The sequence below is a fragment of the Pseudomonas sp. H3_E07 genome, assembly GCF_054668895.1.
This window is the reverse complement of record NZ_CP162795.1, coordinates 6,038,968-6,065,114: the sequence shown is the minus strand read 5'-3', so window position 1 is coordinate 6,065,114 and position 26,147 is coordinate 6,038,968. Positions and strand designations below refer to the sequence as shown.

Below are 26,147 nucleotides of genomic sequence, written 5' to 3'. Positions count from 1 at the left end.
AATTCCATGACTATAACAAGTAGTTTCAATGGGTTATGGCCCAAAGTATTCCGCTTTGATCGTGTGCAAATGTCACTCGGTACGGTCGCTAACGGGCCAGAGTGTGTAAAAATGTCAGATTGGGTTTTCAGGACATCGAAAATGCTCTAGAAAAAATCGTAGAGACAGGAATTTTCGAGTCTGGCGACATCGTGGATCAGTATGCTCTGGAAGCAGCTCTAACTTAGCTCTGGATTATTTCCGCGCTCATTGCCTGTGCCGACTGAACGGCATCGCTAGACTGCCATCTACGGCGACTGACTCATGTCGACCCAAAGCTGCCATCACTGCTTACGACAATCGATTTAGAACAGACATCGAGACTAGTAGAGTAGAGCCTACACTCTATTGCTACTGATCAAAACAGTTCGTGCGATGGTGGTTGCGAGCAGTAGCGTATGACTTTTCCGAGAAGGGGCTGTCGAACCTTAGGTTGGGGGCATCCTTTTCAAACCATCCAAAGCATGCCCTCAGATGTGCCCCCAATGTAGCAATCCACTGGAAGTGAATGGAGCTCCATGGTTTGTGGAAAGGCAGAAATGATCAGCCGAACAGCCTGCCCGACGACACCTAAAGACTTTCAGGGTCGCCAAAAAACATCTGAATCCGTGACCGCAACCACCGCTCACCCGGATCGTTATCCTGCGACCCACGCCACGCCATATGCAGCTCAAAGCTGCGCACCGGCAACGGCGGGTCCTCCGCCCGCAGGCCTCCCGCCGAGGTCAGCGCCTCGGCCGCATAATCCGGCACGGTTGCCAGAATATCCGTGCCTGCCAGCAAAGTACCCAGGCCGTTGAACTGCGGCACGGCCAGTACTACATGGCGTTTGCGGTCGAGTTTCTCCAGTTCTTCATCGATAAACCCGCTCAAGTCACCGGCAAACGACACCAGCGCATGGGGGCGGGCGCAGAAGTCGTCCAGGCTCAGGGAGCCCGGTACGCTGTCGGCGCGCAGCAGTTTGGGCAGGCTGCGGCGCAACACTTTGCGTTTGGCGTTGGCCGGCAGGTCGGCGGTGTAGCTGACGCCGATGGAGATTTCGCCGGACGCCAGCAGGCCGGGCATCAGGATGTAGTTGACGCGGCGTACTACCAGCACAATGCCGGGGGCTTCGGCGCGCAGGCGTTTGAGCAGTTGGGGCAGCAGCGCGAATTCAACGTCATCGGAAAGGCCGATGCGGAACACCGCAGTGCTGGTGGCCGGGTCGAACTCGGCGGCGCGGCTGACGGCGGTGGAAATAGAGTCCAGCGCCGGGGAGAGCAGGGCGAAGATTTCCACTGCCCGGGCCGATGGCTCCATGCTGCGGCCGGTGCGCACGAACAAGGGGTCATCAAACAGCCCGCGCAGGCGTGACAAGGCCGCGCTGATGGCCGGCTGGCCGAGGAACAATTTCTCGGCAGCGCGGGTCACACTGCGCTCATGCATCAAGGTTTCGAATACGATCAAGAGGTTAAGGTCGACACGACGCAGGTCGTTACGGTTCATCTTGTGTCCTGGAAGAGTCAGCAAACTTGACGAGAGCGGCCATATGTAAACAATGGCCGGCATGAATCTTACGGGGAAAGGCTGGTACTCTGCACAGGATAATTGAGTTTTCCTACGATAGCTGAGGTCTATCCCTCACATGCGGAATCAATGACAGGCATGTCGACTATTAATGGCGACCGGTGGCCTTAGCCGGAAAGCCCAGATAGAGTTCATGGCATTAGAGGTTACTTTGACGAGGTTTGCGATGTCCCGCACGATCCGTTTTCACAAGTTTGGTCCGGCCGAGGTGCTCAAATGCGAAGAGCATGCAGCCGCGCAGCCCGCACCGGGCGAAGTGCAGGTGCGTGTCGAAGCGATTGGCATCAGCTGGTATGACATCCTGTGGCGCCAGAACCTGGCGTCTTCCCATGCACGCCTGCCGTCCGGCCTTGGTCATGAGATGGCCGGTGTCGTGGTCGCTGTAGGCGATGGCGTGGATGATTTGGCTGTGGGCGATAAGGTGGCCAGTTTTCCGGCCGAGAGCCCCAATGATTACCCGGTGTATGGCGAGCAGATCGTCCTGCCCCGTTCGGCCTTGACCCGGTATCCGGATGTCTTGAGCCCTATCGAGGCGAGCGTGCACTACACGCCGCTATTGATTGCCTACTTCGCGTACGTGGATCTGGCGCGGGTCAAGCCTGGGCAATTTGCCCTGGTGACGGACGCCAGTCACTGCGCCGGGCCGTCCTTTGTGCAACTGGGCAAAGCGCTGGGCATACGGGTGATTGCCGCCACCAAAGACAGTGATGAGCGTGAATACCTGCTGTCCCTCGGTGCGGAGAAAGTCATCGTCACCGAAGAGCAGGACTTGCTGATGCAGATCAACAAGTTCACCGACAACCGTGGTGTTGACGTGGTGTTTGACGGTTTGGGCGGCCCGCAGATGTCGTTGCTTGGCGATGTGCTCGCACCGCGTGGCAGTCTGGTGCTGTATGGCTTGCAGGGCGGCAACCAGACACCGTTCCCGGCCTGTGCAGCGTTCCAGAAGAACATTCAGTTCTTTGTGCACTGTATCGGCAATTTCACCGGCAAGCCTGAACTGGGCATCATCCAGGACCAGGTCGCCTTGCAGCGAGCGCTGAGGGACATCAACCAACTGACTGCCGACCGTGTGCTGGTACCGTTGAAAACCACCGTGTTTCCGTTCAATCAGTTCGTGGAAGCGCATCGCTACATGGACGAGTGCCCGTGCCGCGAGCGCGTTGCGTTGCAGGTTGAGGCTGTTTAGCCTGTAGGAATATTCTCAAAAAAGTATTTCTTACACCTGTCGCATGGGGCAAAAGCGCCATTTGACAGGCTGCAGCGGTGTTACCCTTCAGCTGCAAGACGGGTACTTTAACCCCTGAAATCTGATCTTTTCACTCACGCCGCCCTGAAATCCAGTGCGGCGTCTTTGTGTGCGCGTGACTTATAGGCCGGTAGTTATTCATCTGCACTGCTTTTCGGCAGGGTTCTGTATCTATTAATCATTATTCCAGCACTGATAATTGCGCCTTCACTTTCATCTCAAGGACTGAGCGATGATTGAATATCCGATACCGCTATTGCGAGTAGTTGAGACTGATCTCGCGGCAAGCGCAGGACGCCAGGGGAATACATTTGCCCATGTAAAACCTCAATACAATAAGTTTGAAAGTTGGTCGCAGTTATTTGTAAGACGCTTCCTTAACTGGTTGCTCAGGTATGTGTAAGAGTTTGTCGGAAACATCCTAGGGTCGCGATCCAGTTTGCCGATGGCCAGTAAATACGGGGTTTTTAAGCCTTTTCAGGGGGCGATCCTAATACGATGGACCTGATGTCATTTTGTTGCGTGGTGCTAGTGTCTAGTCATTGGCGCACAGGGCTGCGCGCGAATTTCTTACACGTGTAATAGGTCGAGCAAATACTGTCAGCAGTTGCTTGAAACTGATATCCAAACTCAGGTAATAGAATGATGAGCACTATTCACGAACAAGCTATGACGTATGTTTATCAGCAAGTTCTACAACGCCTGATCGGGCACTTTTCTCGTGCAGAGCGAACGGCACTCCAGTTATTGGTCCAGCGAATCGTGGTGGCGGCAGGCGGCATGGAGCAAGTGGGGGGTTACAAAGTGCTGGTGGCCCATGGTGGCGGCAAAGTGAGTAGCTACACATTGGCCTTGCTGCGGGCTGCCCAATTGACCATCGCCGGCCGAGCCCCGCGAACCTTTCACTTGCGGGTCGCGACATTGCGGCATGCGGGAATGACCCAGGGCATGCTCGACGACCTCAATCAGGGCTATGGGCGCCTGTTTCTGCATGATGATCCAAGGGTTGAGCTGCTGATGGTAGACAACCAGGAAGTGACACCCTTCAACCATTTGCGACCTGCGTCTACGATTGGGCGAGAAATCAGCCAGCGCAACATGTTGATGATCGGCCACCTGAGCGCCGGTGACTGCCGTGCCACATTAAGCAGTGATACCTACTTGGCGCTTGGGGATTTCTACCAACGCGTCACTGCCTGGGATGGCGGGGTCCATGCACTGGTCAGTGGCGATTCCCCGCGTAAACAAAGCCAGCTTCTTGCCTGGCTCAAGAACACAGCACGCGGCGCGGGTATCGCGATCTCGGACACTTGGCCGTCGTCGCTCACCGGGCTGTTCGCGCGCATGGACGAATGGAGTACCGCTTATTACGGTGACGTCTACGGAGAGCACTATGGGGTGAGTGACGACCCCAGCAAGAACGGCCATCGTCACTTGGCTTACATTGGTGTTGCCGATTTGCTGGACGACGTCGACCTGCCATCTTCGCCCATGCTCAACGAGTTCATGGCCTTCACGCCTGACCCGCAGGGTTTTCACTTCAGCCATCCTTCCTATTCCAATCCCCTGCTGATGGCGCACCTGCGTGGGTTGCAGGCCCAATGTCTACGGGACCTGGATTATCAAGAGGGCGTGCAAGAGTTTATCCGGCAGGCCGCACGCCATATGCCCGAGGCGTTGCTCGCGCAGGTGAGGAGCAGTGAAGGGCGCAGCCTGTCGAGCACCTACGCTCAACAGTTCTTTGGCTTGGACGAGACGCAATTGATTTGCCTGTTGTTTTCACCTTTTGTCCATCATGGTGAACGGCTGGAAGGCTATTTGCGACAATGCCATCCGGGCATGCTGGTGGCCTTGCCTGAACTGCACAAAGCCCTGCAGGGCAAACCGTCTGCCGACATGCTGCAACAGTGGGTCACCGATACCAGCGGTTTACCGATGCCTTTGTTGCAACACCTCTATCGCAAGCGTGCGCTGGGCTACTCAAGTGGCAAACTGCGCAGTGCTGACACCATGGCAGAGGGCAGCGCGCAGGCCTGTCAATCGTCCGGGCGATGACGCTGCGCGGCGAACGACAGGCGGATTTCGCGTATCAGGCGGTCTATCGCTACATGATCAACCTGATCAACGAAGTCAGTACCGATACACGAGTAAAACTGCCATCCCTGCGGCAATTGGCGGGACGCTTGAACGTGTCGATCTCGACGGTCCAGTATGCCTACTCGTTGCTTGAAAAAGAGGGCAGGGTTTATTCGGTGGCTAAATCGGGTTATTACGCCTGGCCACTCTCGGCAAATCCGCTGGCGGGCACCAGCGGTGATCCGCTTGATCGGCTCTACGCAGCGGCGCGGCGCCCTGGCATGGTGGTGCTCAGCGGAGATGAACCCGCGCTGCTGGCCTCGCTGGATGGCACGCTGTTGCGTCTGGAGCGCGAACTCGTCCGCCAATATCCGCGGTATTTGCAACCCTGGTCCCAGCCTTGCGGTGTCTGGGAGCTGCGCGCAGCGTTGGCGGCGCGCTATACGTCGTCGCCCACCCGCTGCTGGCAGGCCGATGATGTCTACATCGGTCCCGACCTGCGCGGTGTATTGGACATCCTCATCGAAGTATTGGGCCTGAGGGGGGCGCCGGTGATTGTGGAATCGCCTTGCGATTGGTTGGTCCTGCGCCTGCTCCAGGATGCCGGGGTGCGTGTTATCGAGCTGCCCTGGACACCGGACGGGCGACTGGATCTGGTGAACCTCGATCACTTGTTAAGCGCTGAGTCGGTGCGTCTGGTGTTGCTGTCATCAAGGGTCAGCTTGCCGGCCGGGGTTTCCATGCCACCCCAAGATCGCCTGGCCCTTGCACAATTGCTCGATCAATACGGTTGCTGGCTGCTGGAAAACGACACCTTTGGCGAGTTGGGTTTCGACGAGCCGCAGGCTGCACTACGCGAGCTGGTGAACCCTGAACGATTGATGGTGTTTTCCTCCTTCGAGAAAGTGTTGGGTTCGGAAGCGCCCTATGGCTATCTGCTGTCTCGGCGTATGAACAACGAATTGCAGCGCCATTTCCTGCTGCGCTCCTTTCGTTTATCACCGATCCGTCAGCGCGCCATTGCGCGCCTTTATCACAGCGGGCGGATCGACCAGCACCTGCGTGGGCTGCGCCTGCAGTTACGCCTGCAGGCGGACGAAATGTGCGAGCGCCTGGACCGGGACCTGAGCGACCAAATGACCTACCGTGCGCCAGCTGCCGGCGCAGCGTTCTGGTTGCGCTCCATAAGAACCGTCGATATGCGCCAGGTATTCCAGCGCCTGCTTTCCCAGCAAGTGGTGATTGCCCCCGGCGAACTGTTCAGTGTCAATGGCCTGCATCAGCAGCATTTGCGCCTGAGCCACACCTTTCAGGGGCAACCGGACCTGAATGTCGTCCTGGCGGCGCTAAGCGAAGCATTGCGTCAGGCACAGATGGGATGATTGCGTGAAGTTTCTTTGACTGTTGTAGGATCGATAACGTCGCGAAGCAGTCCAACACTCAGTAAACTGCCGTTTTTTTCCCGAATCCTTCTTTCCGAGGTTTATGCATGACAATCAGTCCTTTTGCGGGCAAGCCGGCGCCAGCCCAGTTGCTGGTGGATATCCCGCGACTGGTCACGGCCTACTACACTGGCCAGCCTGATGCAGCAATCTCCACCCAACGCGTGGCGTTCGGTACCTCCGGCCACCGTGGCAACTCGTTTGAACTGAGCTTCAACGAATGGCATGTACTCGCCATCAGCCAGGCTATCTGCCTGTACCGCGAAGCCCAAGGCATCAACGGCCCGCTGTTTGTGGGGCTGGACACCCACGCACTGTCGACACCTGCCGGTGCCAGCGCGCTGGAAGTGCTGGCCGCCAATGGCGTGCACGTGATGCTGGCTGAGGGCGATGAGTACACGCCGACGCCGGCGATTTCCCACGCGATCATCTGCTACAACCGTGGCCGCACCAGCGGCCTGGCCGACGGCATCGTCATCACGCCGTCGCACAACCCGCCGCAGAGTGGCGGATACAAGTACAACCCGCCCAATGGTGGCCCGGCCGACACCCACGTCACCAAGTGGATCGAAGCCAAGGCCAATGAGTTGCTGGCCAACAAACTGGCCGGGGTCAAACGCATCACCCACGCCCAGGCCCTCAAGGCTGACACCACCCATCGTCATGACTACCTCAACACCTATGTGGCTGATCTGGTCAATGTGATCGACATGGACGCCATTCGTAGCGCCGACCTGCGCCTGGGCGTGGATCCGCTGGGCGGAGCAGGGGTGCGCTACTGGTCGGCGATTGCCGAACACTACCGGCTGAACCTGGAGGTGGTGAATACCGAGGTCGACGCGACTTTCCGGTTCATGTGTGTTGACTGGGACGGCCAGATCCGCATGGACCCGTCCTCCAGCTACGCCATGCAAGGCCTGATTGGTCTCAAGGAGCGTTTCGACGTTGCCTTCGCCTGCGACCCGGACCACGATCGCCACGGCATCGTCACCCCGTCCGGCGGCCTGTTGGCGCCGAACAATTACCTGGCGGTGTCCATCGACTATCTGTTCCAGAACCGTCCTGACTGGCGCGCGGACGCCGCCGTGGGCAAGACTGTCGTCAGCAGCGGCTTGATCGATCGCGTTGCCGCCCGCATTGGCCGTCGTCTGTACGAAGTGCCAGTAGGCTTCAAGTGGTTTGCCGATGGCCTGTTCGACGGTTCGTTGGGCTTTGGTGGCGAAGAAAGCGCCGGTGCTTCGTTCCTGCGCAAGGACGGCACGGTCTGGAGCACGGACAAAGACGGCTTGATCCCGGCGCTGTTGGCCGCGGAAATGACCTCGCGCAAAGGCCAGGACCCGAGCCAGATCTACCGCGGCCTGACGGACGCCCTGGGCGAACCGTTCGCGATTCGTGTGGATGCCAAGGCTACTCCCGCGCAGAAAGCCCTGCTGGGTAAGTTGTCGCCGGACCAGGTCACGTCTACCGAATTGGCCGGGGAGAGCATCCAGCAGATCCTCAGCCATGCGCCGGGCAATGACCAAGCGATCGGCGGGTTGAAGGTGATGACCGAAAACGGCTGGTTCGCCGCGCGCCCATCTGGCACCGAGGATATCTACAAGATCTACGCCGAGAGCTTTATCGGTGAGGATCACCTCAAGCAATTGGTGGAAGAGGCGCAGGTGTTGGTAGACGGTGCTATCAGCCAATAACTGATCCTGTGTAGGAACTTGGGGGACGTCGGCAAGCACTCGACGTTCCCCAGCTCCAACAGGGTCAGGCGAGGTCGACCAACACAATTTCGCTGTCTTCAACCGCTGTCACTCGCAACACCTGCTCGTCTTCAACCGCCACACCATCTCGAGCTTGTGCACGCAAGCCATTGACTTCAATGAGTCCGGTCGCCGGCACCAGATACGCCCGACGCCCGTTGTCCAGCCGGTATTCGGCAGTTTCTCCAGCCCTCAGGTTCGCCGCCACCAGCCGTGCATCCGCACGAATGCGCAAGCTCTCGCTGTCCCCGGCCTTGCCACTGGCCAGCGTCACAAAGCCCTCGCGTTCACCCTTGGGAAACGGCTTGGCACCCCAAGACGGCGGTAAGCCGGCCTCGTTCGGAATGATCCAGATCTGGAAAATCTGGGTCGGCGTGTCTTCCAGGTTGTACTCGCTGTGGGCGATCCCGGTGCCTGCGCTCATCACCTGTACATCACCGGCTTCGGTGCGACCCTTGTTGCCGAGGTTGTCGGCATGGCTGATCGCGCCTTCACGCACGTAGGTGATGATTTCCATGTCGCGGTGCGGATGCTGCGCGAAGCCAGTGCCCGGCGCGATAATGTCATCGTTCCATACCCGCAGGTTGCCCCAGTGCATGCGCTCGGGGTCGTGGTACTCGGCAAACGAGAAGTGGTGATGAGCGTCAAGCCATCCGTGGTGGGCGCCGCCCAGGGATTTGAAAGGTCGAAGTTCAAGCATGATCGTCTCCTGTGAATGGCTCTATGATCCTGCAGCTCATAATCGATAAAAAGCGTAAAAACTGCCTTATTCCTATCGGCTAATTAGATTGGTCGCTGGGGTTTTGACTTTCAGTTCATCGCCTAACTGCATGACTGCAAAGCAATTGGCTGGAACTCGGCGTCGATTCCGGCGACCATGGCGCACTTGTCTGAACCCAGCTCATCGCAGGAGTCCGCGTGTCGCAACAAAAGCCTGATCTTCCTCCCGAACTGCGCCCTTTGGCTGAAATGCCGCTATTCAAACGCTTGGCTGCACGCCTGTTTGGCCATGGTCTGACGCGTCTGCGCGCCCAGCACCGGTTCTCCTGGTTGCACGGGCAGGCCGACGGTTTTCGCAGCGGGCATGAGGCGGGCGTGGAGTATGGCTACCGCGAAGGTAAGGCCGAGGGCATCGAGGAAGGTCGTCAGGTGCTATTGATTCGTGACTTCCGCCCGGATGAACACCGAGCGCCGGGCGTGGATGACAGTCTGTTCGATGATTGGCGCCTGCCGCTTACCGCCGAGCTGAAGAAACGCATGAAGGCCGACGTTGCGCGATTGCTGCCGGCTCATGCCCAGCCCAGCGCGGCGCAATGGAAGATGATTTTCAGCGAAACGCCTTCAACCTCAGTGATCGCCGGGGCCGGTGCCGGCAAATCCACGTCGCTGGTGTTGCGCATTTTGCTGCTCACCCATTACCTGGGCTTTGAGCTGAGCTCGATGACGGTGGTGACCTTCACCCGTGAATCGCGCAAGGACTTCATCAACAAACTCATGGAAATTCTCAACCTGTGGGGCCAACCCCTGGGTGTGAAAGAAGCCCAAGCCGTGGTGCGTACCTTTCACTCGCGCATTCTGCCCATGGTGCGCAGCCTCCCGGGCTTTGAGCGCCTGCAAGCCTTCGAAAACCTGAACTCGGGTTTTGAAGACGCCGACAGCAACCCCTTCGACCTGCGTATCAACGAAGCCCAGCGCCAGCAGATGAATGCCTGCTATCACCGGCTGCACAGGGAACACCCACGGTTCCGTGAGCTGATTGCGCCGCTGGCGCGCCACGGCCTGCAGCTAAAGGCGTTGGAGCGCGATCACCCGGATGTGCAAAAACGCGTGGCTGTTACTGAGCTGGCCGCCAAGCGCGATGAAGAACTCTGCGATGTGATTGAGGACCTGTGGTTCCGTGCAGGTGCGTGGCCGATCAAGGGCATTGAACCCAACCGCCAGACCATAGAAATCAACGGCGCGCAATTTCACTGCCATGGCTATATCCCCGAGCTGGATGCCTGGGTAGTGCTGGGCTTCGATTCACGGGAAAACCCGCAGACCAGCCGACCTCACTCAAAGCTTTCGGTGCGCGCAGAGTGGGCGGTAAAGCGCACGTTGTTTCAAGCTTTCTGTCATAAGCCATTGATATGGTTGGATAGTTATGAATCATCAAAGCGTCTGCTGAGCAGTGTGGCCGGTGACGCCACGGCCGGCCCCGGCTTTGATTACAAGGTCAAAGGCGAGTTGGCGTCAGCGCCGCTGCTGGACAGTTTCGTCGCGGCCGCCGGATTTATCGAGAACCTCGGCCTGGACGTACCCACTGCTGTCGGGCAGATGAGCTTTGCCAAGGATGACCCGGACCGCTTCTTCTTTGAAGCCTTGAGCATCTTCTGGAAGGCCTTGGAAGATCACCTGCTGGACCAATCGCCACCGATCATGACCTATAACCGGATGTTCTCGCTGTTCGGCGAAAACACCCCGGAAAACCTCAAGCTGCTCAGTGATCCGCTGCTGCGGCCGCTGTCGCACCTGATGATCGACGAGTTCCAGGACGTTTCGCCGCAGATTGTCTCGTGGATCCGCGCCAGCCTGCGCGAGATCCGCAGCCGTGGCCCTGCGATGCATATCGGGCGCGGCGCCCAGCGCTCATCGTTGCTGTGTGTAGGGGATGACTGGCAGTCGATCTATGGCTGGCGGGGCAGTTCGCCCAAGTACTTCATGGCCTTCGACAAGGAGTTCCCATCGCCGTCTACTACCCGCGTGATGCTGGGCGAGAACTACCGCAGTCACCAACACATCATTGATGCGGCCGAGCACATCGTGCGCGCCGCACCGGCGATTCCTGGCAAGAAAGCCAAGGCCAGTGGCGCGCCCCAGGCCTTGGTACCGGTCAAGGTGCTGGAACGGGACGACGCGGCATTGGGTCGGCAGCTGTCGGAGCATTACCAGAAGGGCGATTCGATCTTGATGCTTTATCGAAAAAGTAGCGATAAATCATTGATTCAAGAGCATATTAGCTCTGTAGTTAATGTGGATTCTAGCTTGCCGCCCCAGGCACGCAGGCTGAAGCAATTGACCTATCACAGTGCGAAGGGCCTGCAGGCGGACGCGGTGTTTATGCTTGGGGATTGCCAGCATGTCACCAGCTCGCCGTATAAAAACCAAGTATACCGGATGGCGGGCCTGGGCAATGCTGGCGACAGCGAGCCCTATGACAATGCGCAAAAGGACGAAGTGCTGCGCCTGGCCTATGTGGGCATCACCCGCGCCGTGAGCCATTGCTATTGGTACGTGGAAAAGCCCGAAGGCCAGGCAGTGAATGTGCCCAAGGCGTCGGAGCGGGTGGATGGCAAAAAAGCCTTCTTCGATGATCAACGCAACTGAGGGTGCACCGCAGCTAGCCTGTGAGCGGGCTTGCGAGTCAGGCCCTCAGGGACTGCGGCGGCACAAACGACTCCAGCTCATCCTCCACCGCTTCGATGATGCGTTCCACATCGGCGGCATTCATTACTGTGGCGCAGGGGATGCCGGCGATGGCGATCAGCGTCTCGCCGCTGGCGCGGTTGAACAATCGAACGATCATGCTGCCGGGCGCATCCATGCTGCCCTCAAAGCCCATCGGATGGAAATGCCAGCGCATCAACTGGCAGGCGTTGGGGAACGTCACTTTGTTCATGTTGCCCACCTTGTTCATAGAGCGCTTCCTTTAGCTCGTGGCAGGGGGGCCATGACCTTCACTGGTCATGGCGTTCAAGCATTCAAAATAGCATCCGTTCGTAATCGCAAGGTGACTTTTTCGACCCCGTCTGGCGGTTGTTTTGCGTTAGGTTGATACAGGTCATGTCCTGCTTGAGGTTGGGCAATAGGCCATTAGTCAGAAGAGCCCACTGGCCATTGAAGACTCCGGCAAAATTCGGCAATCTTCACGGTTTACCCGCCGCAGAGCCCTCCATGCCTGACATCGCTCCAGACGATGATTCCCAGCAATCCCACGCCACACGCGAGCTGGTGCTACGCCACCACCTGTGTTGGCGCCGTCGGGACCTGGAGGGCGTAATGTCCTACTACCATCCGGACATCCAGTACCACGACTTTTTCCAGAACCGTGTCGTCGGTTACGCCGAGTTGCGTGAATACCTGCAAGCCAGCATGCCGCGTGAGGCCGACGAAGCGATCGAGCACAGTGATCGCATCCGCGCCGATGGCGACACCGCGTTCATCCAGTACCGCATCACCTTGCGTGGCGGTCACGGGCTGGTGTCATTCCGCACCAGCGAAGCCATCACGGTACGTGACGGGCTGATCTGGCGGGTCAATGAATACGCGTCCCTGGTGCATGAGCAGCCCGCCCAGGCCGCGCGGCCTTCGGTCAGCCGCCTGGGCTTGTCGCCCCAGCAGTTGGGGCACATGGCCAATGACCTGCAGCAGTACTTCCAGCACAAACAACCCTACCTGGACCCGGAACTGGACCTGCAGCGGGTTTCAAAGGAATGTGGCTACAGCCGCAATCAGATTTCCTACCTGCTGAACCAGGTGCTGGGGCAAAGCTTCTATCGCTACGTCAACCAGGCCAGGCTCCAGCACTTGCTGGCGGCGCTGGACAAGGCCGTCCCGCCGATAAAGGTCGACGATCTGGCATTCGCCGCGGGTTTCAACTCGCTGTCGGCGTTCTACAGCGCGTTCCGCCAGCACACCGGCCAGTCGCCCAAGGCCTACGTCAAACAAATTTCCCTGCGTGCACGCGCGCAAGACAGGCCCTGACACCGCGCTCTAGGATCCAACCTATCGAAACGAGGTAGGGGATCCCGGCATGCCGGCATGGCGCAACATCAGCTTATGGATGGACCAGTTGGACGAGCCGCTGCACGCGCGGCCGTCGCTGGAACATGACCTGGACGTCAACGTGGCCATTATCGGCGCCGGCTATACGGGGCTGTGGACCGCGTACTACCTGAAACGCCAGGCGCCCGAACTGAACATCGCGATCATCGAAGCCCAGACCGCCGGCTTTGGTGCCTCCGGACGTAACGGTGGCTGGTTGATGGGTAACGTGCTGGGTGAAGACCGCCTGTTGGCCGGCCTGAGGCCAGAACAACGCCGCGCCTCGTTTGACCTGCTGCATGCCATCCCCGATGAAGTGGCCCAGGTGCTGGCGCGTGAAGGCATCGACTGCGACTACCGCAAGGGCGGCGCCCTTTACTGCGCCGCGCGTTACCCTGAGCAGGAAGTCAGCCTGCGTCGCTACTTGGACAAGCTCTACGCCCAGGGCCTGACCGAAGCCGACTATCGCTGGCTCAGTCCGCCACAACTGGCCGAACAGATTCGCATCGCCAAGCCTTATGGCGGTATCTATGCGCCGCACGTAGCGACTATCAACCCCGCCAAGCTGGTGCGCGGGCTGGCGCGGGTGGTCGAGCGCATGGGCGTGACGATCTACGAAAACAGCCCGGCCACGCACTGGCAGTCGGGCAGTGTGCGCACGGCCAAGGCCAGTGTTCGTGCTGCCTGGGTGGTGCCGGCAGTGGAGGGCTATGCCAACACCTTGCCGCTTTTGGGCCGTTACCAACTGCCGGTGCAAAGCTTGATCGTCGCCACCGAGCCGTTGCCGGCCAGTACCTGGGAGGCAATCGGCCTGAGCCATGGCCAAGCCTTTGGCGAAAGCAGCCGCCAGGTTACCTATGGCCAGCGTACGGCGGACAACCGCCTGGTGTTCGGCGCCCGTGGCGGTTACCAGTTTGCCGGGAAGCTGCGCCACGACTTCGATCTGACTGACAGCGAGGTCGAGCTGCGTCGCTACCTGTTCGGTGAGCTTTTCCCACAGCTCAAGCACGTGAACATTACCCATTCCTGGGGCGGCAACCTGGGCATGTCGCGCAATTTCCGACCGCACATGCTGTGCGACCACAAAACCGGCATCGCGCTCTCGGGCGGGTATGGCGGCGAGGGCGTCGGCGCCACCAACCTGGGTGGCCGCACCCTGGCCGACCTGATCCTGGGCCGCGACACTGCGCTGATCCATCAACCCTGGGTGATCCGCGACCGTGGCCTGGACGCACTCAAGCCCTGGGAACCCGAACCCTGCCGCTGGCTGGGCTACAACGCGATCATTCGCAGTTTCGTCCATGAAGACCAGGTGTTGGCCAACCCCAATACCGCCCCTTGGCGCCGCAAGCTGGCGACCGGCGTGGCCGGGTTCATGGAAGGTTTCATGCACTAAGTCGTTTCACTTACACGGGAAAACCCATGAGCATCACTCAATTCAAAGACACGCTGAACGCCCACCTGCCGGACTCGTCGCCCGTCGCCGTGCCCCTGGGTGAGCCCATCGCCGTGGCCTCGACCCTGAGCGTCGAGCGCAACGACGGTGTCGAGACCGGCATCTGGGAATGCACCCCAGGCGTCTGGCGTCGACAGATCAAATCCCAGGAGTTTTGTCACTTTATCCAGGGCCGCTGCACCTTTACCCCTGACAACGGTGAAGTCGTCCACATAGAAGCCGGTGATGCACTGATGTTGCCGGCCAACAGCACCGGTATCTGGGATATCCAGGAGACCGTGCGCAAGACCTACGTGTTGATTCTGTAACGCTTTGATCCTTGATCGCCTGCCATAAAAACAGCCCTAAAACCGCCAGGAAATCGAACCATGAAAGCCATTGCCCTGTTGCCCTTGATGTTGGTGGCCTCTATCGGCCAGGCCGCCGAGACGGTGAAAATCTACAACTGGTCGGACTACATTGCGCCGGACACCACCAAGAACTTCCAGAAAGAAACCGGCATCGGTTTCACCTACGATGTGTACGACAGCAATGAAACCCTGGACGGCAAGTTGATGACCGGTCAATCCGGCTACGACGTGGTGTTCCCGTCCAACCATTTCATGGCCCGGCAGATCCAGGGCGGCGCGTTGAAGAAGCTCGACAAGAGCCAGTTGTCCAACTGGAAGAACCTCAACCCGGTGCTGCTCAAGGCCCTGGAAAACAACGATCCGGGCAATGCCCATGGCTTCCCGTACCTGTGGGGCAGCACCGGCATCGGCTACAACATCGATAAGGTCAAGGCGGTCTTGGGTGACAACGCGCCGGTCGATTCCTGGGACTTGATCTTCAAGCCGGAGAACATGGCCAAGCTGCAGAAATGCGGGGTGGCGATTCTGGATAACGGCCCGGAGCTGCTGCCGGCCGCGCTCAACTACCTGGGCTTGCCGCACCACAGCAAGAAGCCCGAGGACTACAAGAAAGCGGAAGACCTGCTGATGAAAGTCAGGCCTTATGTGGCGTACTTCCATTCCTCGAAATACACCGCGGACCTGGCAAACGGCGATATCTGCGTGGCGGTTGGGTTCTCCGGCGACATCCTGCAGGCTGAAAGCCGTGCCAAAGAAGCCAAGAACGGCGTGAACATCGGCTACAACATTCCCAAGGAAGGCGCCGCGATCTGGTTCGACATGGTCGCCATGCCCGCCGATGCGCCCAACGAGAAAGCTGGCTATGCGTTCATGAACTACCTGTTGCGCCCGCAAGTGATGGCCAGCATCACCAACTACGTGCATTACGCCAACGGCAACCAGGCCGCCGACAGCCTGGTGGACCCGGCGATCAAGGCCGACACCAAGATCTACCCGAGCCCCGAGATGATGGGCAAGCTGTTCGCGCTGGAAGCCATGCCGCTGAATATCGACCGGGTGCGCACGCGCGTGTGGAACACCATTCGCACCGGTAAGTAAGTGCGACGCCCGCCCCCCTGTGGGTGCGGGCTTGCCCGCGAATACGGAATGTCAGTCAATAGATCGGGCGACTGGTGTACTGCATTCGCGGGCAAGCCCGCTTCCACATTTAAACCGAGTACAACCTCGGGCTCAGGGGTTTTCCAGGTCATGCCCCAACGACTGGATAAACAACGAAAACAGCTCCGGCTGTGATGAGATATCCAGCTTCGCGTACAAATGCCGACGGTGCACCTTCACCGTATCCGGCGAGATGTTCAGGCGCTCAGCCATGGCCTTGGACGAGAACCCGCGCAGCACCAGGCGGGCGATTTCCAATTCGCGCTCCGATAGCACGCCGCAGCCAAACTGACTCAATGCATCCCTGATCTGGCTGTCCATCGCCGGCGCTCGCTGGGTGCTTTGCTGCCAGTGCTGCTGCATCAACGGCAGTACCCAGGCCGCCACGGTGGTCATCAGCCCGGTCTCTTCAAGGCTGAAGCGTCGCTGCATGCCCAGCGACAGCGATAAGGTCCCCGCACCCGGCAATTGCAGAATGAACTGCACCTCGTCTTCCAGCACGTTGTCGTGGAAGTAATTGAGGAAGTATTCACTCTGGCGAAAGTGGTCCGGCGCCACTTCCTCCAGGCGATACACACCGCTGGCATACCCCTCACGGCAGGCCTGGAAAAAGGGGTCGAGCAAATACAAGCCATTGAGGTACACCAGCATCGACGCTGGTTTGCTGCTGGGCTGGGCGTCGTATTCTTCGAGGGCCTGGGGCGGCCCCTCCAATGGGTAGAAGATCGCCAGGGCGTTATCGAAGGGCAGGCACTGGTGCAGCAACAACACCAGCTGTTTCCAGAAGCGCTCGGTGCCGATGTGCGCGACGGTGCGGCCCAGGCCGGCGTGCATGCCGACTTCGCGAAACAGGCTCATGTGACAGGCTCCCACCCACAAAACATCGGCCAAGGGTTCGGCTTTTGCCGGGTGGCGTCAAGGGGAGTACGCCAATAGGGGAATTGGCTGATATGAACGTCGCGTTTATCGTCGCCATCATTCAGCGGGAAACATAGCCCGTGACTCATCAGACTTTTCGTTTCTGCCTCACACCAAGAACAACGACAGAGGATAACGATATGAGCACTTCCCCCACGCCCGATGGCGTGCTGAAACCCACCTTGAGTGTCTTCGATGTAGTCGCCATTACCGTATCGGCGGTGACGCCGGCCAGTTCCGTGTTTGTGATTGCGCCCTTTGCCATCCAGCAGGCGGGTAGCGGGGTGTTCCTGGCGTTCGTGATGGCCGGTCTGCTTGCCTTGATGTTTGCCTTTTGCTACGCCGAGCTGGGCCGTGCACACAACAGCGCCGGGGGCGAGTATGTGTACGCCAAGCGCGTGTTTGGTGGCACGGCGGGTTATGCGACGTTCCTGACCGTGCTGGTGATGTTGCTGTTTATCCCGCCGGTACTCGCCACGGGAGCCGCGACTTACCTGAACAACGCGCTGGGCACGAAGTTTGACTCGCAAACCGTGGCGCTGGTGATCGTGGTGTGCAGCTACGCCCTGGGCATCCTCAATATCAAGCTGAATGCCTGGATCACCGGCACCTGCCTGCTGCTTGAAGTGGCGGCGCTGCTGGTGATCGTGGTGATCGGTTTCGGCAACCCGGTGCAACCGGCCAGCGTGCTGTTCCAGCCGCAGATCGTCGAAAACGGCGTGCTGCACCTGGCGCCCTGGGCCCTGGTGATCGGCGCGGTGGGCATCGGTCTGTTTTCCTACAATGGCTATGGTCCGGCGGTGTTGCTTGCCGAGGACATGAAGTGCGGCGGCAAAGGCGTGCACAAGGCGGTGCTGTGGTCCCTGGGGCTGGTGGTGATCATCGAACTGGTGCCCATCACCGCGTTGTTGATCGGCGCGCCGTCGCTCAGTGAAATGATCAGCAGCCCGGACCCTATCGGCTATCTGTTGACCAGCCACGGCAATGAAACCCTCTCGCGGTTGGTCAGCGCCGGGATCTTCCTGTCGGTGTTCAATGCCATCGTCGCCATCGTGATCCAGATCGGCCGCGTAGTGTTCAGCAGCGGCCGCGATGCGCTGTGGACGCCGAGCATCAACAAACTGTTCACTCGCATTCACCCGCGCTGGGATTCGCCGTGGTTGGCTACGCTGTTCCTGGCGATTCCTTCGGCGCTGCTCAGTTTCAGCTCCAACCTGGCCGACCTGACCTCGTTCAGCGTCTTGCTGATCATGCTGGTGTACCTGGTGGTGGCGTTGAGTGCGTTGATGAGCCGGGTGCTGCTGCGTGATCGCGAGCATCCCTATCGCATGCCGCTGTGGCCCCTGCCGGCGTTGGTCGCGGTACTGGGCGCGGGCTATCTATTGGTCACCTTGGTGGCGGCGGCCTCGATCCGCGACATCATGATCATTGTCGGCTTGCTGGCCCTGTCGGTGATTCTGTATTGCATCAGTGGCCGGTTGAGTCCGGTCTTCCAGAAATTGTAAGGAGTGGTTATGCGCGCACGTCAATTGGGCATCACGTTGGGACTGGGCACGCCCGGTGAGTGGAACGCCATCACCGATGTGCCGGGAATCCGGGTCGGCCACAGCACGATCAAGACGCTTGTCGACGGCAAGCACGTGCGTACCGGCGTCAGTGTGATCCAACCGCGCGCTGGCGAGGCGCGCCAGCAACCGTGCTTTGCCGGCTATCACGTGCTCAATGGCAATGGTGATGCCACCGGCCTTGAGTGGATCAACGAAGCAGGGCTGTTGACCACGCCGCTGGCCATCACCAACACCCACAGCATTGGCGTTGTGCGCGACAGCCTGATCGCCCTGGAGCGCGAACGCGTGGCGGACCCGGCGGTGTACTGGTGCATGCCGGTGGTGATGGAAACCTATGACGGTCTGCTCAATGACATCTGGGGTCAGCACGTCGGCCCCGAGCATGTGCGTGAAGCCGTGGACAACGCCGAAACCGGTCCGGTGCAGGAAGGCGCAGTCGGCGGCGGAACCGGCATGATCTGCCATGAGTTCAAAGGCGGCATTGGCACGGCTTCGCGATGCTTGCCGGCAGAGCAGGGCGGTTGGACCGTCGGCGTGCTGGTGCAGGCCAACCATGGCAAGCGCCAGGAACTGCGGGTGGATGGCTATCCGGTGGGGCGCCGGTTGATGGAGATTGCGTCGCCCTTTGCCGAACAGGGTACGCCAGGCATGGGCTCGATCGTGGTGATCCTTGCTACCGACGCGCCGTTGTTGCCGCACCAATGCCAGCGCCTGGCGCAACGCGCGTCCATCGGCATTGCACGTACCGGCGGCGGTACCGAGGATTCCAGCGGCGATCTGTTCCTGGCCTTTGCCACCGGTAACCGCGATTTGCCGGCGGCGGATTACGGGCGCAAGGGCCTGCCTTTCAGCAGCGCGTTGCAGATGGTCAATAACGACCATATTTCGCCGCTGTTCAGCGCTGCGGCGGAGGCGGTGGAAGAGGCCATCATCAATGCGATCTTGGCCGGAGAGGACATGCTCACCGATCAAGGTGTCCTGGTGCCCGGACTGGAGGGTGAAACGCTGTTGGCGGCCTTGCACAAGACGGGGTGGAGTGTGTCCCGGTAATCGGGGGCACCTTAAGTTATTAATTCAAGTAGTGGCTGTTTAATGTTGCCAATGACACCCTGCCAATATATTGGATCCACAATTAACAGCGCCGCTCTAGTTGAGCGGCGTTAGTGCTATTTAATATTTAAATAAGTGGAGGTGGGTTTTCGGCGGGCAAACCCAAGTTAACCCAGCAAACACGGCGCGGAACTTTATTTGGGTTGATGATGAGTCAGGTTTTGCCGCTGGAAAAGATGTAGACGAAAGATTTCAAGTTGTGTCAGTTTTCTTACGCCTTCAAAAGAGGCGAGTGATAGGACGATCTCGCCCGCGAGGTTCCTATCAAAAAAAGACTGATGCACTTGCACACAAGGAAGTACGTTTATGTCAAAAGTAAAAGACAAGGCTATCGTATCGGCGGCGCAAGCCAGCACCGCTTACTCGCAAATCGATAGCTTCAGCCATCTGTACGACCGTGGCGGCAACCTCACGGTCAATGGCAAACCCTCCTACACCGTTGATCAGGCAGCCACCCAGCTGCTGCGCGACGGCGCCGCGTACCGGGACTTTGACGGCAACGGCAAGATCGACCTGACCTACACCTTCCTGACCTCGGCCTCTTCGAGCACCATGAACAAACATGGCATCTCGGGCTTCAGCCAGTTCAACGCACAGCAGAAAGCACAGGCCGTACTGGCCATGCAATCCTGGGCGGACGTAGCCAAGGTCACCTTCACCGAGAAAGCCACCGGCGGTGACGGGCACATGACCTTCGGCAACTACAGCAGCGGCCAGGACGGCGCAGCGGCCTTCGCCTACCTGCCCGGCACCGGCGCAGGCTACGATGGCACGTCGTGGTACCTGACCAACAACAGCTACACGCCGAACAAGACCCCGGACCTGAACAACTACGGCCGGCAGACCCTCACCCACGAAATCGGCCACACCCTGGGCCTGGCTCACCCTGGCGACTACAACGCCGGGAATGGCAACCCGACCTACAACGACGCGACCTATGGACAGGACACGCGTGGCTACAGCCTGATGAGCTACTGGAGCGAGAGCAATACCAATCAGAACTTCAGCAAAGGCGGCGTCGAAGCTTACGCTTCCGGCCCGCTGATCGACGACATTGCGGCGATCCAGAAGCTCTACGGCGCCAACTACAGCACCCGTGCCAGCGACACCACCTACGGGTTCAACTCCAACACCGGGCGTGATTTCCTTAGCGCAACGTCAAACGCCGACAAGCTGGTGTTCTCGGTGTGGGACGGTGGCGGCAACGACACCCTGGACTTCTCCGGCTTCACCCAGAACCAGAAGATCAACCTCAATGAAGCGTCGTTCTCCGACGTGGGCGGCCTGGTGGGCAACGTGTCCATCGCCAAGGGCGTGACCATCGAGAACGCTTTCGGCGGCGCCGGCAATGACTTGATCATTGGTAACAACGCGGCCAACGTGATCAAAGGCGGGGCCGGCAACGACCTCATCTACGGCGGCGGCGGAGCGGACCAGCTGTGGGGCGGCGCGGGCAGTGACACCTTTGTGTTCGGTGCCAGTTCCGACTCCAAGCCTGGGGCGGCGGACAAGATCTTTGACTTTGCCTCCGGTTCCGACAAGATCGACCTGTCCGGCATCACCAAGGGCGCAGGCCTGACCTTCGTCAATGCCTTCACCGGGCATGCCGGCGACGCTGTGCTGACCTACGCCGCAGGCACCAACCTGGGCACCTTGGCAGTGGACTTCTCCGGTCACGGCGTGGCGGACTTCCTCGTCACCACCGTCGGCCAGGCTGCGGTCAGCGACATCGTGGCGTGATGCACGGGCGCGGCGCTTCGGCGCCGCGCTTTACCGATGGAGCGTGAACATGCAGCGTTTTTTCAAAATGATCACCGGCGTATTGCAGGTGATGTTCGTGTCGGCAGGAGCCCACGCAATGGCGAGCAGTCTTGTATTACCCACCACCGCCCAATTGGCGGGCCACTGGCAATTGCATCAACACGATCAGGTGTGTGCGCTGGACCTGCTGGAGCAGGCGAATGCCTTGGCTGGCGATGTGGCCTGTGTGGCGCAGTGGCTCGGTGATAAACCCCTGACCTGGTCGCCGACGCCGGATGGCATCTGGCTGATGAACGCCGAAGGCAGCGGCATTACTCACCTCAATCGGCAGAAAGAGGGTGAATATACCGGTCGCACACCCACCGGTCTTGAAGTTGTATTGCAACGCGCACCTTAGTTGCCGTTATAAGCTTATAACTTGAATATATTAGTTGGCCGCTCCGTTATGTGGGGCTGGGGCAACTATTGCGCGCAATTTGTTTCAGGGAAGATCAGAAAACATGGCGAAGTCCCATGCCGTCGCGCCGTTATTCAAGGCGCTGGGTGAATACAAACGTATTTTGATCAGTGTTGGCTGTTTCACGGCATTGATTAACCTGCTGATGCTGGTGCCGTCGATTTATATGCTGCAAGTGTATGACCGCGTGCTGTCCTCCCAGAATGAAACCACCCTGGTGATGTTGACACTGATGGTCGTGGGGTTCTTTGCGTTTATTGGCACGCTTGAGGCGATCCGCAGTTTTATCGTGATCCGTATCGGCAGCCAGTTGGAGCGGCGTTTCAACCTGCGTGTGTACAAGGCCGCGTTTGAGCGCAACCTGCAACGTGGGCAGGGACATGCCGGGCAATCCCTTGGCGATTTTACCCATATCCGCCAATTCATCACGGGACCGGCGCTGTTCGCGTTTTTCGATGCGCCGTGGTTTCCCCTCTACCTGTTGGTGATCTTCCTGTTCAACGTATGGCTGGGCGTGCTGGCCACCGCGGGCGCAGTGCTGTTGATCGGCCTGGCGTGCCTGAATGAATACCTGACCAAAAAGCCGTTGGGCGAGGCCAGTGGTTATTCCCAGCAATCCACGCAATTGGCCACCAGCCACTTGCACAATGCCGAAACCATCCAGGCCATGGGCATGCTCGGTGCGCTGCGCCAACGTTGGTTTGCAGTGCATTCGCAGTTTCTCGGCTTGCAGAACCAAGCCAGTGATACCGGCTCAGTCGTGACCTCGCTGAGTAAATCCCTGCGCCTGTGCCTGCAATCGCTGGTGCTGGGCTTGGGGGCGTTGCTGGTGATCAGGGGCGATATGACCGCCGGGATGATGATCGCCGGTTCCATTCTGATGGGGCGAGTGCTCAGCCCCATCGACCAGTTGATTGCGGTATGGAAGCAATGGAGTTCGGCCAAGCTGGCCTACCAGCGGCTGGATGATCTGTTGCGCGAATTTCCGCCGGAAGTGGAGCAGATGAAGCTGCCGGCGCCCAAAGGCCAGGTCAGTTTCGAACAGGTCAGCGCGGGCCCGCCCGGCCGGCGTGTGGCGACCTTGCATCAAGTCAGTTTCAACCTGGTCGCCGGTGAAGTGCTCGGCGTTCTGGGGGCATCGGGCTCCGGCAAGTCGACCCTGGCCCGTGTGTTGGTGGGGGTATGGCCGACCCTGGCGGGCACCGTGCGCCTGGATGGTGCGGACATTCACCGCTGGGACCGCGACGACCTCGGCCCCCACATCGGCTACCTGCCCCAGGACATCGAACTGTTCAGCGGCAGCATTGCCGACAACATCGCGCGTTTTCGCCAGGCTGATCCTGAATCCGTGGTACGTGCCGCGCAGCAGGCCGGCGTGCATGAACTGATCCTGCGTTTACCTCAAGGTTACGACACGGTGCTGGGCGACAACGGCGGCGGCCTGTCGGGCGGTCAGAAACAACGGGTGGCGTTAGCGCGCGCCCTGTACGGCGGGCCGCGCCTGATCGTGCTGGACGAGCCCAACTCTAACCTCGATACCGTTGGCGAAGCGGCCCTGGCCAGCGCCATTGTGCAGATGAAAGCCCAGGGCAGCAGCATGGTGCTGGTCACCCATCGCTCGTCCGCGCTGGCCCAGGCCGACAAGCTGCTGGTGCTCAGCGAGGGGCATTTGCAGGCATTCGGGCCGAGTCAGGAAGTGCTGCGGGCGTTGTCCGGCCAGCAGGAGCCGCCTAGAGAGAAACCGGGCGTGAGTTTCAGTCGTCAGTACCAGGCCGGAAGGAATCCAGGCGCATGAGCAGCATCACTTTTGAACAACGCGACGCGAACTTCTTCGCGCGTATGGGCTGGCTGCTGACGGTGGTCGGGGCTGGCGGTTTTTTCCTGTGGGCCAGCCTGGCGCCGTTGGACCAGGGGATTCCGGTGCAGGGCACCGTAGTGGTATCGGGCAAGCGCAAGGCGGTGCAAACCCTGAGCCCCGGCGTGGTCAGCCGGATTTTGGTGAAGGAGGGCGAACGGGTGAAGCAAGGCCAGCCGCTGTTTCGTCTCGACCAGACTCAGCACCAGGCCGACGTGCAGTCCCTGCAAGCCCAGTACCGCATGGCCTGGGCCAGCGTGGCACGCTGGCAGAGCGAGCGCGACAACCGGGCCAGCATCCTCTTTCCGCCTGAACTGAGCGCCAATCCCGACCCCGCCCTGGCGCTGGTGCTGGAAGGTCAGCGCCAATTGTTCAGCAGTCGTCGCGAAGCCTTTGCCCGGGAGCAGGCCGGTATCCGCGCCAATATCGACGGCGCCACCGCACAGTTGAACGGCATGCGCCGTGCCCGCAGCGACCTGACCGCCCAGGCCCAATCCCTGCGCGATCAACTGAGCAATCTGCAACCCTTGGCCGACAATGGCTACATCCCGCGCAATCGGCTGATGGACTACCAGCGGCAGTTGTCTCAGGTGCAACAGGACCTGGCGCAGAACACCGGCGAAAGTGGCCGGGTAGAGCAGGGCATTCTCGAATCGCGGTTGAAACTGCAGCAGCACAGTGAGGAATACCAAAAGGAGGTGCGCAGCCAGTTGGCCGATTCGCAACTGCGTAGCCTGACCCTGGAGCAGCAACTTACCTCGGCGGGGTTCGACCTGCAGCACAGCGAAATCAACGCGCCGGCAGATGGCATCGCGGTCAATCTCAGCGTGCACACCGAAGGCGCCGTGGTGCGTGCCGGTGAAACCCTGCTGGAAATCGTGCCCCAGGACACGCGCCTGGAGGTGGAAGGGCACTTGCCGGTGCATTTGGTCGACAAGGTTGGCACCCACCTGCCGGTCGACATCCTGTTCACCGCCTTCAACCAGAGCCGCACACCGCGTGTGCCGGGGGAGGTCAGCCTGATTTCCGCTGACCAGATGCTCGACGAAAAAACCGGTGCGCCCTATTACGTGCTGCGCACCACGGTCAGCGAAGCAGCCTTGGAAAAACTCCACGGTCTGGTGATCAAGCCGGGCATGCCCGCCGAGATGTTCGTGCGCACCGGCGAGCGCTCGTTGCTCAATTACCTGTTCAAGCCGCTGCTCGACCGTGCCGGCTCCGCGTTGACCGAGGAGTAGACATGAAGCACGTGTTTATCGCCTTGCTGTTGACCAGCGCGAGTGCCCAGGCCGCCATGGGCCCGTTCGATGTCTATGAGCAGGCCTTGCGTAACGATCCCGTTTTCCTTGGCGCCATCAAGGAGCGCGACGCCGGTCTGGAAAACCGCGCCATCGGCCGCGCCGGGCTATTGCCGAGGCTCTCGTACAACTACAACAAGGGCCGCAACAATTCCCAAGCGACCTTGCCGGACGGGCGAGGTGGCAATTACCACGACGACCGCAACTACAACAGCTACGGCTCTACCTTCAGCCTGCAACAGCCGCTGTTCGACTACGAGGCCTATGCCAATTACCGCAAGGGCGTGGCCCAGGCATTGTTCGCCGATGAAAGCTTTCGCGACAAGAGCCAGGCGCTGCTGGTGCGGGTGCTGACGTATTACACCCAGGCGTTGTTCGCCCAGGACCAGATCGACATCGCGCGTGCCAAGAAGAAGGCGTTCGAACAGCAATTCCAGCAGAACCAGCATTTGTTCCAGCAAGGCGAGGGGACTCGCACGGACATTCTGGAAGCCGAATCACGCTACGAATTGGCCACCGTCGAAGAGATCCAAGCCTTGGACGAACAGGATGCGTCCCTGCGGGAACTGGGCGCCTTGATCGGCGTGCAGAGCGTCAACATCCATGACCTGGCCCCGCTGAACCAGGGGTTTGCCGCGTTCACCCTGACGCCGGCCAACTATGACACCTGGCATGAGCTGGCGATCAGCAACAACCCCACGCTGGCCTCCCAGCGCCAGGCTCTGGAAGTGGCGCGTTATGAAGTTGAGCGCAATCGCGCCGGGCATTTGCCCAAGGTCACGGCCTATGCCAGCTCGCGACAACAGGAGTCCGACAGCGGCAACACCTACAACCAGCGCTATGACACCAACACCATCGGCGTCGAAGTCAGCCTGCCGCTGTATGCCGGTGGCGGTATCTCCGCGTCCACGCGCCAGGCCAGCCGCGCCATGGAGCAGGCCGAGTACGAACTGGAGGGCAAGACCCGCGAAACCCTGATCGAACTGCGTCGGCAGTTCAGCGCCTGCCTGTCGGGGGTGAGCAAGTTGCGTGCGTATCAAAAGGCACTGGTGTCTGCCGAAGCGCTGGTGGTGTCGACCCAGCAAAGCATCCTCGGCGGCGAGCGGGTCAACCTGGATGCGTTGAACGCCGAGCAGCAGCTCTACAGCACCCGCCGCGACCTGGCACAGGCACGGTATGACTACCTGATGGCCTGGACCAAATTGCATTACTACGCCGGCAACCTGCGGGACACCGACCTGGCAAAAGTCGATGAGGCCTTCGGCCCCATGAAGTAGGCCTCTATAACAA

The 26,147-nt window shown here is 59.7% G+C and carries 20 protein-coding genes; 16 read left to right on the top strand and 4 right to left on the bottom strand.

All coding sequences use genetic code 11. The annotated features are described in order from the left end of the window. Positions 1-609: 609 nt before the first annotated feature. Entirely contained in the window at positions 610-1,524 is a 915-nt protein-coding gene (locus AB4O08_RS28050) for a LysR family transcriptional regulator (protein WP_010210548.1), read from the bottom strand. Between the two features lie 247 nt (positions 1,525-1,771). Here AB4O08_RS28050 and AB4O08_RS28045 point away from each other — a divergent pair, with 247 nt between their 5' ends. From AB4O08_RS28045 to pgm, 4 genes are all read left to right on the top strand, one after another. Continuing rightward, positions 1,772-2,794: a zinc-dependent alcohol dehydrogenase family protein gene (locus AB4O08_RS28045; RefSeq protein WP_010210545.1), complete on the top strand. Its 1,023-nt coding sequence runs from the start codon at positions 1,772-1,774 to the stop codon at positions 2,792-2,794. 705 nt (positions 2,795-3,499) lie between these two features. Next, entirely contained in the window at positions 3,500-4,909 is a 1,410-nt protein-coding gene (locus AB4O08_RS28040) for a hypothetical protein (protein ID WP_029529148.1), read from the top strand. Continuing rightward, positions 4,906-6,312: an aminotransferase-like domain-containing protein gene (locus AB4O08_RS28035; protein ID WP_010210543.1), complete on the top strand. Its 1,407-nt coding sequence runs from the start codon at positions 4,906-4,908 to the stop codon at positions 6,310-6,312. The genes AB4O08_RS28040 and AB4O08_RS28035 overlap by 4 nt, the downstream gene beginning before the upstream one ends. Before the next feature lie 107 nt (positions 6,313-6,419). Then, the gene (gene pgm, locus AB4O08_RS28030; RefSeq protein ID WP_042571162.1) at positions 6,420-8,063 is read left to right on the top strand and encodes a phosphoglucomutase (alpha-D-glucose-1,6-bisphosphate-dependent); all 1,644 of its coding nucleotides are present in this window, start codon (positions 6,420-6,422) and stop codon (positions 8,061-8,063) included. Between the two features lie 64 nt (positions 8,064-8,127). On the opposite strand, the gene AB4O08_RS28025 is transcribed toward pgm, so the two are convergent. After that, entirely contained in the window at positions 8,128-8,823 is a 696-nt protein-coding gene (locus AB4O08_RS28025; protein ID WP_010210541.1) for a pirin family protein, read from the bottom strand. Between the two features lie 218 nt (positions 8,824-9,041). Between AB4O08_RS28025 and AB4O08_RS28020 the strand changes: the two genes are divergently transcribed. Next, positions 9,042-11,489 (top strand): UvrD-helicase domain-containing protein, encoded by a 2,448-nt coding sequence (locus AB4O08_RS28020; protein ID WP_106119243.1) that lies wholly within the window; start codon positions 9,042-9,044, stop codon positions 11,487-11,489. A gap of 37 nt (positions 11,490-11,526) precedes the next feature. On the opposite strand, the gene AB4O08_RS28015 is transcribed toward AB4O08_RS28020, so the two are convergent. Next, positions 11,527-11,799, bottom strand: a complete 273-nt coding sequence (locus AB4O08_RS28015) for a DUF1652 domain-containing protein (RefSeq protein WP_010210537.1) — start codon at positions 11,797-11,799, stop codon at positions 11,527-11,529. 257 nt (positions 11,800-12,056) lie between these two features. Here AB4O08_RS28015 and AB4O08_RS28010 point away from each other — a divergent pair, with 257 nt between their 5' ends. The 4 genes from AB4O08_RS28010 to AB4O08_RS27995 are packed head-to-tail and all read left to right on the top strand — an operon-like array spanning position 12,057 to position 15,830. After that, positions 12,057-12,866 (top strand): helix-turn-helix transcriptional regulator, encoded by an 810-nt coding sequence (locus tag AB4O08_RS28010; protein WP_187516782.1) that lies wholly within the window; start codon positions 12,057-12,059, stop codon positions 12,864-12,866. 49 nt (positions 12,867-12,915) lie between these two features. Further along, on the top strand, positions 12,916-14,322 hold the full coding sequence (locus AB4O08_RS28005; protein ID WP_021493183.1) for an NAD(P)/FAD-dependent oxidoreductase: 1,407 nt from the start codon (positions 12,916-12,918) through the stop codon (positions 14,320-14,322). 26 nt (positions 14,323-14,348) lie between these two features. Further along, on the top strand, positions 14,349-14,690 hold the full coding sequence (locus AB4O08_RS28000) for a cupin domain-containing protein (RefSeq protein WP_010210534.1): 342 nt from the start codon (positions 14,349-14,351) through the stop codon (positions 14,688-14,690). Between the two features lie 60 nt (positions 14,691-14,750). Then, complete coding sequence (locus tag AB4O08_RS27995; RefSeq protein ID WP_187516785.1) at positions 14,751-15,830, top strand: polyamine ABC transporter substrate-binding protein; 1,080 nt, start codon at positions 14,751-14,753, stop codon at positions 15,828-15,830. 132 nt (positions 15,831-15,962) lie between these two features. On the opposite strand, the gene AB4O08_RS27990 is transcribed toward AB4O08_RS27995, so the two are convergent. Next, the gene (locus AB4O08_RS27990; protein ID WP_010210532.1) at positions 15,963-16,748 is read right to left on the bottom strand and encodes a helix-turn-helix transcriptional regulator; all 786 of its coding nucleotides are present in this window, start codon (positions 16,746-16,748) and stop codon (positions 15,963-15,965) included. Positions 16,749-16,948: 200 nt separating this feature from the next. On the opposite strand from AB4O08_RS27990, the gene AB4O08_RS27985 reads away from it, so the two are divergent. The 7 genes from AB4O08_RS27985 to AB4O08_RS27955 all read left to right on the top strand — a co-directional run bounded on the left by AB4O08_RS27985 (position 16,949) and on the right by AB4O08_RS27955 (position 26,134). Next, on the top strand, positions 16,949-18,313 hold the full coding sequence (locus tag AB4O08_RS27985) for an APC family permease (RefSeq protein ID WP_460114603.1): 1,365 nt from the start codon (positions 16,949-16,951) through the stop codon (positions 18,311-18,313). A gap of 9 nt (positions 18,314-18,322) precedes the next feature. Beyond that, entirely contained in the window at positions 18,323-19,426 is a 1,104-nt protein-coding gene (locus AB4O08_RS27980) for a DmpA family aminopeptidase (protein ID WP_021493180.1), read from the top strand. Between the two features lie 366 nt (positions 19,427-19,792). Next, positions 19,793-21,226 carry a serralysin family metalloprotease gene (locus AB4O08_RS27975; RefSeq protein ID WP_010210527.1) on the top strand — a complete coding sequence of 478 codons (1,434 nt, stop codon included), beginning with the start codon at positions 19,793-19,795 and terminating at the stop codon, positions 21,224-21,226. 49 nt (positions 21,227-21,275) lie between these two features. Next, positions 21,276-21,644, top strand: a complete 369-nt coding sequence (locus AB4O08_RS27970) for an AprI/Inh family metalloprotease inhibitor (RefSeq protein ID WP_010210526.1) — start codon at positions 21,276-21,278, stop codon at positions 21,642-21,644. 103 nt (positions 21,645-21,747) lie between these two features. Beyond that, positions 21,748-23,499, top strand: coding sequence for a type I secretion system permease/ATPase (locus AB4O08_RS27965; RefSeq protein WP_460114602.1), 1,752 nt, complete (start codon positions 21,748-21,750; stop codon positions 23,497-23,499). Next, entirely contained in the window at positions 23,496-24,797 is a 1,302-nt protein-coding gene (locus tag AB4O08_RS27960) for an HlyD family type I secretion periplasmic adaptor subunit (protein ID WP_010210522.1), read from the top strand. Before AB4O08_RS27965 ends, AB4O08_RS27960 begins: the two co-directional genes overlap by 4 nt. Before the next feature lie 2 nt (positions 24,798-24,799). Next, complete coding sequence (locus AB4O08_RS27955) at positions 24,800-26,134, top strand: TolC family outer membrane protein (RefSeq protein WP_460114601.1); 1,335 nt, start codon at positions 24,800-24,802, stop codon at positions 26,132-26,134. The last annotated feature ends 13 nt before the right edge of the window (positions 26,135-26,147 follow it).

Coding starts and splice junctions, on each gene's coding strand:
- AB4O08_RS28050 (WP_010210548.1), bottom strand. CDS start 1,524: ATGAACCGTAACGACCTGCGTCGTGTCGACCTTAACCTCTTGATCGTA.
- AB4O08_RS28045 (WP_010210545.1), top strand. CDS start 1,772: ATGTCCCGCACGATCCGTTTTCACAAGTTTGGTCCGGCCGAGGTGCTC.
- AB4O08_RS28040 (WP_029529148.1), top strand. CDS start 3,500: ATGAGCACTATTCACGAACAAGCTATGACGTATGTTTATCAGCAAGTT.
- AB4O08_RS28035 (WP_010210543.1), top strand. CDS start 4,906: ATGACGCTGCGCGGCGAACGACAGGCGGATTTCGCGTATCAGGCGGTC.
- pgm (WP_042571162.1), top strand. CDS start 6,420: ATGACAATCAGTCCTTTTGCGGGCAAGCCGGCGCCAGCCCAGTTGCTG.
- AB4O08_RS28025 (WP_010210541.1), bottom strand. CDS start 8,823: ATGCTTGAACTTCGACCTTTCAAATCCCTGGGCGGCGCCCACCACGGA.
- AB4O08_RS28015 (WP_010210537.1), bottom strand. CDS start 11,799: ATGAACAAGGTGGGCAACATGAACAAAGTGACGTTCCCCAACGCCTGC.
- AB4O08_RS28010 (WP_187516782.1), top strand. CDS start 12,057: ATGCCTGACATCGCTCCAGACGATGATTCCCAGCAATCCCACGCCACA.
- AB4O08_RS28005 (WP_021493183.1), top strand. CDS start 12,916: ATGCCGGCATGGCGCAACATCAGCTTATGGATGGACCAGTTGGACGAG.
- AB4O08_RS28000 (WP_010210534.1), top strand. CDS start 14,349: ATGAGCATCACTCAATTCAAAGACACGCTGAACGCCCACCTGCCGGAC.
- AB4O08_RS27995 (WP_187516785.1), top strand. CDS start 14,751: ATGAAAGCCATTGCCCTGTTGCCCTTGATGTTGGTGGCCTCTATCGGC.
- AB4O08_RS27990 (WP_010210532.1), bottom strand. CDS start 16,748: ATGAGCCTGTTTCGCGAAGTCGGCATGCACGCCGGCCTGGGCCGCACC.
- AB4O08_RS27985 (WP_460114603.1), top strand. CDS start 16,949: ATGAGCACTTCCCCCACGCCCGATGGCGTGCTGAAACCCACCTTGAGT.
- AB4O08_RS27980 (WP_021493180.1), top strand. CDS start 18,323: ATGCGCGCACGTCAATTGGGCATCACGTTGGGACTGGGCACGCCCGGT.
- AB4O08_RS27975 (WP_010210527.1), top strand. CDS start 19,793: ATGTCAAAAGTAAAAGACAAGGCTATCGTATCGGCGGCGCAAGCCAGC.
- AB4O08_RS27970 (WP_010210526.1), top strand. CDS start 21,276: ATGCAGCGTTTTTTCAAAATGATCACCGGCGTATTGCAGGTGATGTTC.
- AB4O08_RS27965 (WP_460114602.1), top strand. CDS start 21,748: ATGGCGAAGTCCCATGCCGTCGCGCCGTTATTCAAGGCGCTGGGTGAA.
- AB4O08_RS27960 (WP_010210522.1), top strand. CDS start 23,496: ATGAGCAGCATCACTTTTGAACAACGCGACGCGAACTTCTTCGCGCGT.
- AB4O08_RS27955 (WP_460114601.1), top strand. CDS start 24,800: ATGAAGCACGTGTTTATCGCCTTGCTGTTGACCAGCGCGAGTGCCCAG.